This window comes from Polaribacter sp. 2305UL8-11 (assembly GCF_058147165.1).
Genome location: NZ_JBYVJW010000002.1, coordinates 240,639 through 255,870, shown reverse-complemented (window position 1 = coordinate 255,870; position 15,232 = coordinate 240,639). Strand labels below are relative to the sequence as shown.

At 29.9% G+C, this 15,232-nt stretch carries 14 protein-coding genes; 9 read left to right on the top strand and 5 right to left on the bottom strand.

Annotated elements, in window-relative coordinates; genetic code table 11:
* Window position 1 precedes the first annotated feature (1 nt).
* Entirely contained in the window at window positions 2-355 is a 354-nt protein-coding gene (locus tag ACY2RW_RS02800; RefSeq protein WP_490121174.1) for a hypothetical protein, read from the top strand.
* Here the strand turns inward: ACY2RW_RS02800 and ACY2RW_RS02795 are convergent.
* Window positions 345-1,328 (bottom strand): S66 peptidase family protein, encoded by a 984-nt coding sequence (locus tag ACY2RW_RS02795; protein WP_490121236.1) that lies wholly within the window; start codon window positions 1,326-1,328, stop codon window positions 345-347. The two genes, ACY2RW_RS02800 and ACY2RW_RS02795, sit on opposite strands and share 11 nt — an antisense overlap.
* A 162-nt stretch (window positions 1,329-1,490) precedes the next feature.
* Between ACY2RW_RS02795 and metG the strand changes: the two genes are divergently transcribed.
* The 5 genes from metG to ACY2RW_RS02770 all read left to right on the top strand — a co-directional run bounded on the left by metG (window position 1,491) and on the right by ACY2RW_RS02770 (window position 8,335).
* The gene (gene metG / locus ACY2RW_RS02790) at window positions 1,491-3,575 is read left to right on the top strand and encodes a methionine--tRNA ligase (RefSeq protein ID WP_490121173.1); all 2,085 of its coding nucleotides are present in this window, start codon (window positions 1,491-1,493) and stop codon (window positions 3,573-3,575) included.
* Window positions 3,575-4,477 (top strand): histone deacetylase family protein, encoded by a 903-nt coding sequence (locus tag ACY2RW_RS02785; protein ID WP_490121172.1) that lies wholly within the window; start codon window positions 3,575-3,577, stop codon window positions 4,475-4,477. The genes metG and ACY2RW_RS02785 overlap by 1 nt, the downstream gene beginning before the upstream one ends.
* A 90-nt stretch (window positions 4,478-4,567) precedes the next feature.
* On the top strand, window positions 4,568-5,026 hold the full coding sequence (locus tag ACY2RW_RS02780; RefSeq protein ID WP_490121171.1) for a lipocalin family protein: 459 nt from the start codon (window positions 4,568-4,570) through the stop codon (window positions 5,024-5,026).
* Window positions 5,027-5,030: 4 nt separating this feature from the next.
* Window positions 5,031-5,735: a YiaD family glycine zipper/OmpA-like lipoprotein gene (locus ACY2RW_RS02775; RefSeq protein WP_490121170.1), complete on the top strand. Its 705-nt coding sequence runs from the start codon at window positions 5,031-5,033 to the stop codon at window positions 5,733-5,735.
* 194 nt (window positions 5,736-5,929) lie between these two features.
* Window positions 5,930-8,335, top strand: coding sequence for a hypothetical protein (locus ACY2RW_RS02770; RefSeq protein ID WP_490121169.1), 2,406 nt, complete (start codon window positions 5,930-5,932; stop codon window positions 8,333-8,335).
* Between the two features lie 4 nt (window positions 8,336-8,339).
* Here the strand turns inward: ACY2RW_RS02770 and ACY2RW_RS02765 are convergent, their stop codons facing one another.
* The 4 genes from ACY2RW_RS02765 to ACY2RW_RS02750 all read right to left on the bottom strand — a co-directional run bounded on the left by ACY2RW_RS02765 (window position 8,340) and on the right by ACY2RW_RS02750 (window position 11,849).
* Window positions 8,340-9,104 (bottom strand): UDP-2,3-diacylglucosamine diphosphatase, encoded by a 765-nt coding sequence (locus tag ACY2RW_RS02765; protein ID WP_490121168.1) that lies wholly within the window; start codon window positions 9,102-9,104, stop codon window positions 8,340-8,342.
* A gap of 15 nt (window positions 9,105-9,119) precedes the next feature.
* Window positions 9,120-10,694 carry a S41 family peptidase gene (locus ACY2RW_RS02760; RefSeq protein WP_490121167.1) on the bottom strand — a complete coding sequence of 525 codons (1,575 nt, stop codon included), beginning with the start codon at window positions 10,692-10,694 and terminating at the stop codon, window positions 9,120-9,122.
* Complete coding sequence (locus tag ACY2RW_RS02755; RefSeq protein ID WP_490121166.1) at window positions 10,684-11,112, bottom strand: deoxycytidylate deaminase; 429 nt, start codon at window positions 11,110-11,112, stop codon at window positions 10,684-10,686. Before ACY2RW_RS02755 ends, ACY2RW_RS02760 begins: the two co-directional genes overlap by 11 nt.
* 155 nt (window positions 11,113-11,267) lie before the next feature.
* Complete coding sequence (locus ACY2RW_RS02750) at window positions 11,268-11,849, bottom strand: HupE/UreJ family protein (RefSeq protein ID WP_490121165.1); 582 nt, start codon at window positions 11,847-11,849, stop codon at window positions 11,268-11,270.
* A 91-nt stretch (window positions 11,850-11,940) separates the two neighbouring features.
* Here ACY2RW_RS02750 and ACY2RW_RS02745 point away from each other — a divergent pair, with 91 nt between their 5' ends.
* From ACY2RW_RS02745 to ACY2RW_RS02735, 3 genes are all read left to right on the top strand, one after another.
* Window positions 11,941-12,525 carry a DUF4202 domain-containing protein gene (locus ACY2RW_RS02745; protein ID WP_490121164.1) on the top strand — a complete coding sequence of 195 codons (585 nt, stop codon included), beginning with the start codon at window positions 11,941-11,943 and terminating at the stop codon, window positions 12,523-12,525.
* A 136-nt stretch (window positions 12,526-12,661) separates the two neighbouring features.
* A complete protein-coding gene (locus ACY2RW_RS02740) occupies window positions 12,662-12,898 on the top strand; it encodes a chaperone NapD (RefSeq protein WP_490121163.1) in 237 nt (78 codons plus the stop codon).
* Between the two features lie 7 nt (window positions 12,899-12,905).
* Window positions 12,906-15,230, top strand: a complete 2,325-nt coding sequence (locus tag ACY2RW_RS02735) for a molybdopterin-dependent oxidoreductase (protein WP_490121162.1) — start codon at window positions 12,906-12,908, stop codon at window positions 15,228-15,230.
* Window positions 15,231-15,232: the final 2 nt, after the last annotated feature.

The following is a 15,232-nucleotide window of genomic DNA, read 5'->3' as shown; positions in this document are numbered from 1 at the left end:
TATGACTGAAGAAACACTCATTAAATATTTAGAGTTTTTAAAAACAGAATGTTTAAGGCATAAAAATGATAAGATTATAACTGATGATGAATTAAACCAATTACAAATTGAAATACAAAATTTTAAAAATAGAATAGATAAAAGTTCATTTTCTAAAGAAATTAAGCTTGAAATTTCTAAAATTGATTTCGATTTAGATGAAGAAAACCATCATCATTCAAAATTCAAAGTTTTTAAATTTATAGGTGGTTTTCAAGGAAAAGAATTCAAAAAACAAGAAAATCGAAAACAACGATTTTTAAAACTTTATAACGATTTAGAGACCTCTTTATTCAAAATCAAAACTATTCTTTAAAAACAACTTTTGACTTTTTAATGCCACTGCAAACTGATAACTGAACTTTTCTCCCAAAAATCAAAGCTCTATTATCTGCTTCATGACCAGCAGGAAAATCAAATAAAACAGGAATGTTTTTAGGAACAACATCTAAAATCAACTGCTCTATAGGTTTTCCCCATTTTGTGGAGTTCTTTTTAATTAAAGATATATCACCTACAATCACAGCTTTTACATTTTTAAAATATCCAGCTCGTTTTAAGCTTTGCAACATTCTATCAATTGAATATTTATACTCGCCAATTTCCTCAATAAATAAAATTTTACCATCAGTATTTAACTGACTTTTAGAGCCTAACATTGAGGTTAAAATGGCTAAATTTCCTCCAATGAGTTGTCCTTCAATTTTCCTTGATGAACCCTGTACTGAGCTTGATGAAGTATATTTATTATATTTTGATGAAGGAATTGTGTAGCTCAACTTTTTGCCAAAAATCGCACTTTTAAAACTTGAAATGGTTGCAATAATTTCTTCAGGTTTTTCTTCTAAACTGGTTGCCATCATTCCATGAATAGTTTCTACACCTAAATTGTGGATGTGATTGTGAAATGCTGTAATATCAGAATACCCAATAATCCATTTTGGGTGTTTTAAAAATTGAGTATAATCTAATTTATCTAAAATACGCACAGAACCATAACCTCCTCTTGCTGCCCAAATTGCCTTGATATTGGGGTTGTCTAATGCTTTTTGAAAATCATCAGATCTTTCTGCATCAGAACCAGAAAAATGATTTCCGTTATTAAACATATTTTTACCTAAAACAACGTGTAATCCCCAACTTTCAGCCAGTTTTTTTGCTTCTAAAACAATTGCTTTTCTGCTTGGTTTTAAAATTCCTGCAGGTGCTAAAATTACAATGCTATCTCCTTTTTGTAAATATGCAGGTGTTTTTAGTTTTTCTTGTGCATTTATTAATGATAATGGCATCATTAAAACAAGAAAGAGTGGTATAAATTTTCTCAAAATGTATCTTTTTTCTAATAATCTAACTTCCATCAATGTAAATATATCCATTTTCAATGGTTTTAAAAAATTGCTTTTTCGTACTTTTGCACTTCAAAAATCAGTCCAAAAAAATTAAAGAAACAAATGAGTGCTCCAAAAAGATATACAATTACAGCAGCTTTACCTTACACCAATGGTCCAATTCATATTGGTCATTTAGCAGGTGTATACGTTCCTGCAGATATTTATGCGCGTTATTTAAGAGGAATTGGTAAAGATGTGGCATACATCTGTGGTTCTGATGAACATGGAGTTGCTATACCTATGAGAGCTAAAAAAGAAGGCGTTTCTCCACAAGATATTATCGACAAATATCATGGAATAATTAAACAATCTTTTGCTGATTTCGGCATTTCTTTTGATAATTATTCAAGAACATCCGCAGAAATTCACCATAAAACTGCTTCTGAGTTTTTTGTGGATTTGTATAATAAAGGTGAGTTTATAGAAGAAGTTACAGAACAATTGTATGATGAAAAAGCAAATCAGTTTTTAGCAGACAGATTTGTGGTAGGAACGTGCCCAAAATGTGGTTTTGAAGAAAGTTATGGAGATCAATGTGAAAACTGCGGAACATCACACAATGCAACAGATTTAATCAACCCAAAATCTGCAATTACAGGTAATGTGCCCACAGTAAAAGAAACCAAACATTGGTTTTTACCTTTAGATAAACATGAAGCTTTTTTAAGAGAATGGATTTTAAAAGGACATAAAAAAGATTGGAAACCTAATGTTTACGGACAAGTAAAATCTTGGGTAGAAGATGGTTTAAGACCAAGAGCAGTTACTAGAGATTTAGATTGGGGAATTCCTGTTCCTGTAGAAGGAGCAGAAGGAAAAGTCTTATACGTTTGGTTTGATGCGCCAATTGGTTACATTTCGTCTACCAAAGAATGGGCTGCAAGAGAAGGAAAAAACTGGGAAGATTATTGGAAAAAAGAAGATACCAAATTGGTGCATTTTATAGGGAAAGACAATATTGTTTTTCACTGTATTATTTTTCCAAGTATGTTAAAAGCGCATGGAGAGTACATTTTACCAGATAATGTGCCTGCCAATGAATTTTTGAATTTAGAAGGTAATAAATTATCCACTTCTAAAAATTGGGCAGTTTGGTTGCATGAATATTTAGAAGAATTCCCAAATCAGCAAGATGTGTTACGTTATACATTAACTGCAAACGCTCCAGAAAGTAAGGACAACGATTTTACGTGGAAAGATTTTCAAGCAAAAAATAACAATGAATTGGTTGCTATTTTTGGTAATTTTATCAATAGAGTTGTGGTGTTAACCAATAAATATTATTCAGGAATTGTACCAACTCCAAATAATTTTTCTGAGATTGATGAAGATGTTTTAGCAGCTGTAAAAGAGTTTCCGAATATTATTGGAAAATCTATAGAAAGATATCGTTTTAGAGAAGCATCTCAAGAATTGATGAATTTAGCACGACTTGGAAACAAGTATTTGGCTGATGAAGAACCTTGGAAAGTTATAAAAGTAGATGAAGAACGTACAAAAACGATTATGTATGTTGCCTTACAAATTGCGACTGCTTTAGCTGTTGTTTCTGAACCTTTTTTACCTTTTACTTCAGATAAATTAAAATCTATTCTTAATTTGTCATCTCGAGCGCAGTCGAGAGATCTAACTTGGCAAGACATTACCGAAAAAGATGTATTACTTCCTGCAGAACACCAAATTAATAAAGGGGAATTGCTATTCTCAAAAATAGAAGATAAAACCATTGATGCTCAGTTAGAAAAATTGGCAGCTACTAAAATCAATAATCAAAAAGAGACTCTTCGACAAGCTCAGAATGACATTGAGCCACAAAAAGATACGATTGAGTTTGATGATTTTACAAAATTAGACATCAGAATTGGTACTGTTTTAGAAGCTGAAAAAGTTGCCAAAACTAAAAAGCTTTTAAAGCTAAAAGTTGATGTTGGTATTGATGTAAGAACTATTGTTTCTGGTATAGCAGAAAGTTTTTCTTCAGAAGAGATTATTGGTCAACAAGTTTCTGTTTTAGTGAATTTAGCTCCAAGAAAAATTAGAGGTGTAGAAAGCCAAGGAATGATTTTAATGACAGATACACCTGATGGAAAATTGGCTTTTGTAGAACCTGAAAAAGCTGTTAAAAATGGGCAGCAAGTAAGTTAATGCTAAAAATAGCATATCATCCCATATACAAACACGAATTGCCAAAAGGTCATCGTTTTCCTATGGAAAAATACGACCTTTTGCCTGAACAATTAATCTATGAAGGAACTTGTGTAGAGGAAAACTTTTTCGAACCAGAAATACCAAATAACAAACACTTTTTTACAGTTCATGATCCAGAATATTTTTTCGATTTATTAAATATTCAATTATCACAAAAAGCTGCCAGAAAAATTGGATTTCCTGTTTCAGAGGTACTTGTAGAAAGAGAAATGATTATTGCAGATGGCACCATGAAAGCTTCTGAATTTGCACTTAAAAATGGAATTGCAATGAATATTGCTGGTGGAACGCATCATGCATTTTCCAATCGAGGAGAAGCTTTTTGTATGTTAAATGACCAAGCAATTGGAGCAAAATACCTTCAAAATAAAGGCTTAGTTAAGAAAATTTTAATAGTAGATTTAGATGTACATCAAGGAAATGGAACTGCAGAAATTTTTAAAAATGAAGCTTCTGTTTTTACCTTTTCTATGCATGGAAAAAGCAATTATCCGTTTATAAAAGAAAAAAGCGATTTAGATATTCCATTGAAAAATGATACCAAAGATGCTGAATATTTATCCATTTTAAAAAACACACTTCCACAACTCATCAATCAAGAAAAACCAGATTTTATCTATTATTTGTGTGGTGTAGATGTTATTGAAACCGATAAATTAGGCAAATTAAGTTTAACAATTGAAGGCTGTAAAGAAAGAGATCGATTTGTTTTACAAACGTGTTTCAACAATAAAATTCCTGTAATGTGTTCTATGGGTGGTGGATATTCTAAAGACATCAACATTATAGTTAATGCACACGCAAATACATTTAGATTGGCACAAGATATTTTTTTCTAAAATTTTTAAATGCATTCATTTTTTTTGCATTTGTGTTAAATACTTTCTTAGCTTTACTGTTATTTTACATCAAATTAAAAATAAAACAAAATGAAAAAATTAATACTCTTATTATTAACAGTTAGCTTTTTTTCTTGTGGAGTTTCTAAAACTTTACGATCTAAAGAAAAAACAATTAAAGGTAACTGGATTTTAAACAAGATTACCTACAGCAAAACTGGCGATTATAATGTTACAATGTTTAATGATGCTTCTAAAGAGTGTTTAGAAGGAAGTACATGGAAATTTGTACCAAATAATAATAGTGGTGTTTATACTATTAACTCAGCAAATTGTGTTGAGGGAGATAGAGAGTTTATTTTTGTGATTCAAGAAATAGATCAAGCCTCTGGCTACTACGATTTTATGTTAAAACCAAAAAATAACGAAAATAATATTGGTTATAGAATAGACTTAAAGAATCTTACAGATGCAAATATGCTTTGGCAACAGCGATTAAACGTTAATGGTACCCAATTTATAATTAATATGAACTTTACTAAACAATAAAAAAATGAAAAATATTATAAACAGATTAGCAGCTATACTAATGGCATTTACAATTACAATTAGTCTATCTAGTTGCGAAGCCACAAAAAATGCAAATAACAAACAAAAAGGTGCAGTAATTGGAGCTACTGGAGGTGCAATTTTAGGCGCCATTATTGGTAATAATGTTGGTAGTGGAAAAAACGGAAAATTAGGTGCAGTAATTGGTGGAGTAATTGGTGGTGGTGCAGGTGTACTTATTGGGAAGAGAATGGATGACCAAGCAAAAAAAATTGAAACAGAAGTGCCAGGAGCTCAAGTAGAAAGAGTAGACAATGGTATTGTGGTTACTTTTGATGAGAATAGTGGAGTGTATTTTGATACAAATAAATCGAATATCAATACAAAATCTAAGGCAACTTTAGATAAATTAGCAAAGGTTTTTTTAGAATTTCCAGACACTAAAATATTAGTTGTTGGGCATACAGATAGTGCAGGTAAAGATGCATATAATTTAGCATTGTCAGAAAAGAGAGCAAAATCTGTTACTTCTTATTTAATAAATGATGGTGTACAACCTAATAGATTTGAAACTTTGTGGTATGGAGAAACAAAACCGAAATACGACAATTCTACAGCAGAAGGTAGAGCAAAAAACAGAAGAGTAAATGTAGCAATTGTACCTAATGATAAAATGGTAAATGATGCTAAAAAAGAGGCAGGACAATAAAAAAAGTACATTTTATAAACTTAAAAAAAGAGTCGTGTAAAACGACTCTTTTTTTGTTTTATAGGTGTTCAAAGTTTTATAAGAAAAATAATTTTATTATAAAGAATATTAAAGAAAAGCTGGCTATGATTTAAATATATTTACAATTTTATGGTATAATTGTTGATGAATATTTACTTAAAAAAAATAGAAGAATGAAAAAAAACTACATTATTGCAATTCTCAGAACAACATTTTTGTGTTTTTTAATATTCAATACCAAGAGTTCTTTGGCTCAAAAAGAATTTAATGATAAAAAAATAGATTCCTCTTTTTTGAAATATTCAAAATTGTATCAAGAAGTTGTTTATACACACCTTAATAAATCCACTTATTTAAAAGGAGAATCTATTGGTTTTACTTCTTATGTTTTTAATAAAAAAAATCATAAACCATCTGTAATTACAAAAAATTTGTACTGCGTGATTACAGATAAAAATGATAAAGTAATCAAACAGAAACTATTAGAAGTCAAGCAAGGAATTGCATCTAATGTTTTTGATATAGATTCTACATTTACATCAGAAAATTATACTTTTAAAGCTTATACGAACTGGATGCTCAATTTTAAGCAACAAAATTATTTTGTGCAATCTTTTAAAGTCATAGATTTAGAGAAAGAAGATATTATAAAAAAAATAAAATCTGGTTCAAAATTAGATCTACAGTTTTTACCAGAAGGGGGTCATATTGTAAATAATGTTATTACAACAATAGGGGTAATTGCAAAAGATAGTTTGGGCAATGGAGTTGGAAATTTAAAAGGTAAAATTCTTGATGATAAAAATAACGAAATTTCTTCTTTTTCTTTGAATACATTAGGTATGGGTAGATATTCTTTTTTGCCAAAATTAAATACAAAATATAGAGCAGAAATAGTTTATAAAGGTAAAAAATATACCTACCTAATAAACAAAAAAATTGAGTTAAAAGGGGTAAATATTAAAATAACTAAACTAAAAGAGCATATAATACTCTCTTTAATTACCAATAAAAAAACTTTAAAAGATTTAAAGAATAAAGAATTTACAGTAGCAAACTATAATAGTAATAAGTTAGGGGTTTTTAAGTTTAACTTTTCTAATAAAGAGATTGTGTCAAAAAGAATATCTTTAAAAAAAATATTATCTGGTACAAATATTTTTACTTTATTTAATGAAGAAAATAAACCAATTGCAGAAAGACTATTTTTCAACTATGATAGAATATCATTTTTAAAAAGTTCAAAACCTTATAATATTTTAGATAACTCAGATTCAATCTCATTAACAATCAAATATAAAAATTTAAAAGAGTCAAGTTTTAATAACGTTAGTATTTCTGTATTACCTGCAGCAACAAAATCTTACACAAAGAACAGCAATATTATTTCACAAGTTTTGATACAACCATATATAAATGGAAAAATTGAAAATGCAGATTATTACTTTAAAGATATTACACAAAGAAAACAATATGATTTAGATAACCTTTTACTTACTCAAGGTTGGAGTAGCTACAATTGGTATGATATTTTTAAAGAAAAAACACCAATAAATTTTGCTTTTGAAAAAGGAATTAATTTAAAAATTAATCTACCAAATAATAAAAAAGGTACTCAACTATTAATACATAGGTTAGGAAATAGGGGCGCAGAAATTATAGATATAGAAAAAGAAATAAGTGCTTTCAATTCTTTACAATATTTTCCGAAAGAAAATGATCGCCTACATATATCTAAATTAAACAGAAAAGGAAGATTATTAGCTTCTTCTTTATACATACAATTTTCTTTAAACAATTTTAGAAAAACCGAATTAGTTAAAAATGACCTAATAATAAAACCATTTTATTATGGTTCCGAAAAATTTATAAATGAGAAATTAGTAAAAAGTTCTTTAAAGCAAACTCAAAAATTAAATGAAATAGTTTTAAAAGTAGACTTAGAAAAAGAAAGAATAGAAAAAATTAAAAATAATTCTTTTGGAAGAGTGTATTTTATAGATGATAAAAGTATGTTCAATAATTTTGATATTTTTAGTTTCTTAACCACAAAAGGTTTTTATTCAGAAAGAGTTCCTTTTACCAATGAAGTCTTGTTATCTAACAGAATTGTTAGTACTTTAAATGGGGGAGGTACACCTACAGTTTTTATTGATGGTAGACAAATTATAGATTTAAATCAATTATCTTGGTTAACAATGGATAATATTGATTATATAGAGATCAATAGGTTAGGAACAGGTGAAGGTTTAAGAGGTGGTAATGGTACTATAAGAATAGTAACAAATCCGTTTAAAATGTCTTCAAGGAAAAACAAAACAACTCAACAATTTAAGTTTCCAATAACTTTTAGTGAGTCTAAAAAATTTTACAGGCCAGTTTACCAAAGTCACAATAGTAAATTTTATAATAATTATGGTACAATAGATTGGTTACCTGTAACTAAAATTGATAAAAATGGAAGTTTAAACTTTAAGTTTCATAACAATCAACCCAATAATATTAGAATTTTTATTGAAGGTATAACTTCCGAAGGTGATTTTATTTTTGAGGAAAAATTTATAGAATTAGAAAAATAGTTTTTTAGTCCTTATATTCTAATAGCTTAAAACTAGACTCAAATTTCCCATAAGTAAAATACTGTATCCAATCTCCAAGATTAATATACTTACTATTTTCTTGCAATTCAATTTCTAAGGGGAGGTGTCTATGACCAAAAATAAAATAATCGTAATGTTTTTCTGTTAGCTTTTGCTTGCAATACAAAACCAACCATTCGTTTTCGTCCCCTAAATATTTTGCATCTTCATCACCAGAAATTAGTTTGTTTTTAACAGACATATATTGTCCTAATTTTACGCCTAAATCTGGATGTAACCACTTAAACATCCATTTAAATAAAGGAAACGTAAATACTTTTTTCATGCGTTTATAACCTTTATCTCCAGGTCCTAAACCATCTCCATGACCAATAAGAAATTTTTTATTGTTGATGAGGAATTCTTGTGGAGCATGATATACAGGAATGTTGAGCTCTTTCTCAAAATAATCATTCATCCATAAATCATGATTACCAATAAAGAAATAAATAGGAATTCCACTATCTCTAATTTCAGCTAATTTTCCTAAAACTCTAACAAACCCTTTTGGCACAACTGTTTTATACTCGAACCAAAAATCGAATAAATCTCCTAATAAAAAAATAGCTTCTGCATCTTTTTTAATTGCATCTAACCAAGCTACAAATTTTTTCTCACGAGGATAACTGGCCTCTTGTGTAGGCGCTCCTAAATGTTGATCTGAGGCAAAATATACTTTTTTATTTGCAGATGTAGTTATAGAAATCATTGGTACAAAGAAACGTTATTCATCTTTACTTTCCAACTCTAAGACTTTTTGCAGCATTTTATCATCTTGATGTATAATTCTGTAAAAACCAACATCACCCAAAAGTGTATTTGCAATAGATGCTTTTAAATATTTTTTTAGGCTTTGTTTTGTTTTAAAAGATGGTTTGGCTTTGTCTTTAATACTGGAAATATAAGTGTCAAATATTTTTTCGTCAGTATCAAATTCATCTATAAAACTATCTATAGTCCATTTTTGTAAGTCTTTTCTATTGTTATCTACGTAATCAAAAGCAAAATTATTAATGGTGTTAAAATAGAAGTTAGACATATAAGAAGTAGTATCTATGGCTACAAAAACGTCAGGAATAATACCTCCACCTCCATAAACCACTTTTCCATTGGGTGTTTTAAATTTTAAAGAATCTACCACTTTTATACTGTCTTTACTTAATAACTCTCCACTAGAAATTCTTTTTTGGTAGTCTTGATAGTAATTACTTTTTCCGTTTTTTGAGTATGGTTTCTGAATAGAACGTCCTGTTGGAGTGTAATAACGTGCAGTTGTTAAACGTACTGCAGAGCCATCACCCAAATCCATTTCTATTTGTACCAAACCTTTACCAAAAGAACGACGCCCAATAATTGTTCCTTTATCATTATCTTGTAATGCTCCTGCTACGATTTCTGATGCTGATGCTGAGTTTTCATCAATTAAAACATACAAACCACCGTTTTCAAAACTTCCTTTTGAGGTTGCATAAGATTCATCAATTTCTCCTTTATTATTTTTTGTAAAGACAATCAATTTATCATCTTCTAAAAATTCATCAATAATACTGTTTGCAATGTCTATAAATCCACCTCCATTTCCTCTTAAGTCTAAGACTAAATCCGTCATTCCATCATCAATCAAAGTAGTTAAAGAAGATTTAAACTCTCTGTAAGTGTTTCTAGCAAATCGATCTAATTTTATATAACCTACTGTGTCATTAATCATGTAAGCCAAGTCTACACTTTTAATATTTACTTTTCCGCGAGTAATATTTATTGTAAAAAGAGAGTCGTTACTTTTTCTATAAATTTGAAGTGCAACCTTGGTGTTGGGCTTACCTTTTAAATAATTTGGCACTTTGTTACTAAACATGTTTTTACCAAACAAAGTATCTTTATTTGCCATTAAAATTCGATCACCAGCTTTAATACCAGCTTTAATACTTGGGCCACCTTTTATGGGTTGAATTACAGTAATCGAGTCATTTATCATTCTAAATTGCACACCAATTCCAACAAAATTTCCTTGCATATTTTCTATGTTGGCTTGTTGATTTTCTTTGGGAATATAAACAGAATGTGGGTCTAATTTGCCCAACATTTCATTAATGGCACCATCTAGTAAGCTATCTGTATTTACCTTGTCTACATAATCACGCTCAATAAAATTGATAAGTCTTTTTATTTTAATTTCTTGCGATGCATTTTTAGATAAGGATAAAACACTAGAAGAAGTTCCGTTAAAAGAAATTCCGATTAAAATTCCGAAAACAACTGCTAAAGAAAAATAAATTGGAAAATTATTTTTATTCTTCATAAGGTAAATGATTTACTTTAACACCTGCTTTTTTTAAAAAATCAATTCCAGAAGTATCTCTGTATGCGTTTGCATAGACCACTCTTTCAATCCCTGCTTGATGAATAAGTTTGCTGCATTGTGTGCAAGGAGATAATGTAATGTATAATGTAGCTCCGTCTGCAGATTGTGTAGAGGCTGCCACTTTTAAAATGGCGTTTGCTTCTGCATGTAAAACCTCCCATTTTGTTAAACCTTCTTCATCTTCACAACAATTGTCAAAACCTGTTGGAGTTCCATTAAAACCGTCAGAAATAATCATTCTTCCTTTTACAATTAAAGCTCCTACTTGTTTTCTTTTACAGTGTGATAATTTCCCCCATTCTCGAGCCATTTTTAAGTAAGCTCTGTCATATTTTAATTGTTTCTTTTCTGTCATCAGAACGAAAGTAAAAAGATTTAAAGAATTATGACGTTAATAAATAGACAAAATTTAGATTTTCGTTTTTACGATAAAATAGTTCATAGAAATTCAAAGAAAATTTAGCCACGAAATCACAAATTGTCTTAGATTTTAAAATTCGTGGAAAAATTTTACCAAAAAACACGATTTATCATCATTTGTATAGCAAAACCAATTACTATAGAAGAGCAAACTAAAATCCAATCTCTTTTGGTAACTCTAAAAAAGTTTTGAAGCAATGTTCCAATAATTAAAATACCCAAAACAATAATAATTTGGGCGGCTTCTATACCCAAGGCAAATTCTAATAAAGGAAAAAGTTTATCTTCTTCTTTACCCACCATCATTTTAAAATAATTAGAAAAACCCAATCCATGAATTAAACCAAAAAAAACTGCGAAAATTAAATTTGTATTTTCTTTACCATAAGATGATTTTTTAGCGGTAAAAACATTAATAACACCAGTAATAAATATAGTAACAGGAATTAAAAATTCTATCAATTTCATATCTACTCTTAGAATTCCGTAAGCAGAAAGTGCCAAAGTAACAGAATGCCCAATTGTAAATAAAGTAACCAACCACAGTACTTTTTTCCATTGATTAAAGCTAAAAACAACAGCTAAGACAATTAAAAATAAGATATGATCGTAAGCAGAAAAGTCTAACACATGGTTAAGACCCATTTTAAAGTAAAGGATAAATTCGTCCATTTTTGTTTTATTTTAGAGGATTTTTCAAAGATATTAAAACAAGGGTGAAAATAAAACAAGTAAATGTGTATATTTAGTACATACAAAAAAAATGAAGCCAACTAGATTCGAAACTGCCATAGCAATTATTGATAAAAAAAATGCTGAAGACCCAAACACTTATAAAGTTACTGGTTTTGAGTATGCAAAAGAACTTTTATACGCTCATAGAATGACAAGAATGTTGCTGCAATTTATGCCCAATGCATCTAAAGCATTACAAATTGCAGCAAGAGCACAGCATATTTGTAGATGGAAAATTCAGAGAAAAGAATACCCAATGGATAGAGTTGGGTATTTAAAATGGAGAGAATCTCTAAAGAAAATGCATGCAAATTTAACAGGAGAAATTTTGTTAGATGTTGGTTTTGATACAGAGTATGTTGCTAGAGTTAAATCTATAATCCTTAAAAAGAAATTAAAGAAAAACGAAGAGTCTCAAACTTTAGAAGATGTAACTTGTCTTGTTTTTCTAAATTTTTATTTTGAGGAATTTGCAGCAAAACACAATGATGAAAAAGTTATAGATATCTTAAAAAAAACATGGGTAAAAATGTCTACTAAGGGGCATTCAGCAGCATTAAAACTTACATTTTCTGATAAAAATTTGGCACTTATTAAACAAGCCATTACTTAGCTGGTTTTTTTGGTTTTATCATAAAAGACACCTTTTTATTATTTAGAATACATACAAACAGTGTTTTTATGATAAATGTCATAAATTTTATTCAAAAAAATAAAGATTTTTGTTTTAAATTTATGAAAAATAGTTTATGCCAATAACTAGTTATTTAGCTCATCCAGTAGAAGGAAAAAAAAACGAACTCATAAAAGCTTTAGCTTATATAAAAGAATGTGATGTAATTCCTGCTGAAAATAAAGAAGTTCTTGTTGTTGTAACAGAAACACAAAACACAGAAGAAGAAAAAAACCTAAAAGAAAAAATTGAAGACATAGACAGTTTAAAATTATTGGCTTTAGTTTCTGGCTTTAATACACCCAAAAAATAATTAACAAATGAGTGCACCATTATCAAGTAGAAGAAGTTTTATAAAAAAAATGGCTGCTACTGCTGCAATGACTGCAGCTGCAACCATGTTTCCAGGAATTATTTTTGCAAATGAACAACTTGCAGGAGTACCATCAGGAAATTTAGAATGGAAAAAAGGACCTTGCCGTTTTTGTGGTGTTGGTTGTGGAATTTTAGTTGGAGTAGAAAACGGAAAAGCAGTTGCTGTAAAAGGAGACCCAAACTCATCAGTAAACAAAGGGTTGCTTTGTGTTAAAGGATATCATCAAACCATGTGTATTCAGTCTAAAGACAGGTTAACACATGCTTTGGTTAAAAAGAATGGAAGATATGTAAAAACTCCAATAAGCGAAGCATTAGATATTGTTGCAGATAAAATGAAAAGTACTATAGAAAAACATGGTAAAGATTCTGTAGCAATGTACACATCTGGTCAATCTACAATTCCAGAAGGTTATGTTGCTTCTAAGTTAATGAAAGGTGCAATAGGTTCTAATAATTTAGATTGTAATGCACGTTTGTGTATGGCAAGTGCAGTTGCTGGTTTTTTAACCACATTTGGCGCAGATGAACCAATGGGTTGTTATGAAGACATAGAACATGCAGACTATTTTATAACTTGGGGAAATAATATGGCAGAAATGCATCCTGTTTTGTTCTCAAGAATGCTAGAGCAAAAAAACAGAAGGGGAGCTAAAATCATAGATTTTGCCACAAGAACAACACGTTCTAGTACAGCTTCAGATAGATCTATTTTATTTGAGCCTCAAACAGATTTGGCAATTGCAAATGCTATTTGTTATGAAATTATAAACAATGGCTGGGTTAATAAATCGTTTGTAGAAAAACACTGTAACTTTAGTAAAGGACTAACCAATATTGGTTATGGAACAGAAGATAAATTTAGTTTTAAAGATAAACCAGAAAAAATAAACTTTGAAACTTATAAAGAGTTTTTAAAAGAGTATTCTCCTGAGAAAGTTGCAAAATACTCCAAAGTATCTGCAAAAGAGATTAAATACTTGGCATCCATTTATGGAGATCCAAACAAAAAAGTGGTTTCTTATTGGTGTATGGGTATGAACCAACACACAAGAGGAACTTGGATGAATAACTTAATGTATAACATTCACCTATTAACAGGTAAAATTTCTCAGCCAGGAAATGGTCCCTTTTCTTTAACAGGACAACCCTCTGCTTGTGGAACTGCGCGTGAAGTAGGAACATTTACACACAAATTACCAAAAGGAGTGGTAATGAATCCTAAACACAGAGCATTGGCTGCAAAAATTTGGAAAGTTCCAGTAGAAAGAATTCCTGCAAAACCTACTTATCATGCTACAGAAATGTTTAGGGCAGTAGATAGAGGAGATATTAAATTTATATGGACACAAGCAGTAAACCCATTAGTTTCTTTGCCAAGAACAAGTAGGTTTCGTCCAGGAATGGAAAAAAAATCTTGTTTTGTGGTTGTTTCTGATGTATTTCCAACACCAACTTCAGATGTTGCAGATGTAATTTTACCAGCTGCTTGGCATATAGAAAAATCTGGTTTGTATGGAAATTCTGAAAGAAGAACCCAACATTGGGATCAAATGGTAGAAGCTCCTGGAGATGCTACTCCAGATGCTTGGATGTTTATAGAAGTTGCAAAACGTATGGGTTATGGAGAGTTGTTTCCTTATTCTAAAGAAAACCACGTAGAAGAAATTTTTAATGAATACCGTCAATTTCATGAAGGTAAAAAACATGGAATGGCACCTTTAGAAGTCTTAAAAAAAGAGTCTGGAGCAATTTGGCCTTATGTAGATGGCAAATCTACACAATGGCGTTTCAATGCAAAATACGACCCAGCTTGCAAAGAAGGATCTGAATTTGATTTTTATGGCAAGCCAGATGGAAAAGCAATTATTTGGCAAAGACCTTATGAACCAGCAGCAGAATCACCAAATGCAGAGTATCCATTTTGGTTAAATACAGGACGTGTCATAGAACATTGGCACACAGGTTCTATGACACGTAGAATTCCTGTTTTACACAAAGCAATGCCACATGCCTATGTAGAGTTTCATCCAAAAGACGCTACAGCTTTAGGTATTAGAAATGGCGAAAAAATAAAAGTAACTTCAAGAAGAGGTTCTTGTATACTTCCTGCTTCTATAAACGAAAGAGGTTTGCCAACACAAGGTCAGGTTTTTGTGCCTTTCTTTGATGAAAATATGTTAATTAACGATGTTACTTTAGATGCTTTTTGTCCAATTTCTAAAGAACCAGATTATAAGAAATGTGCAGTTAAGATAGAAAAAGTCTAAGC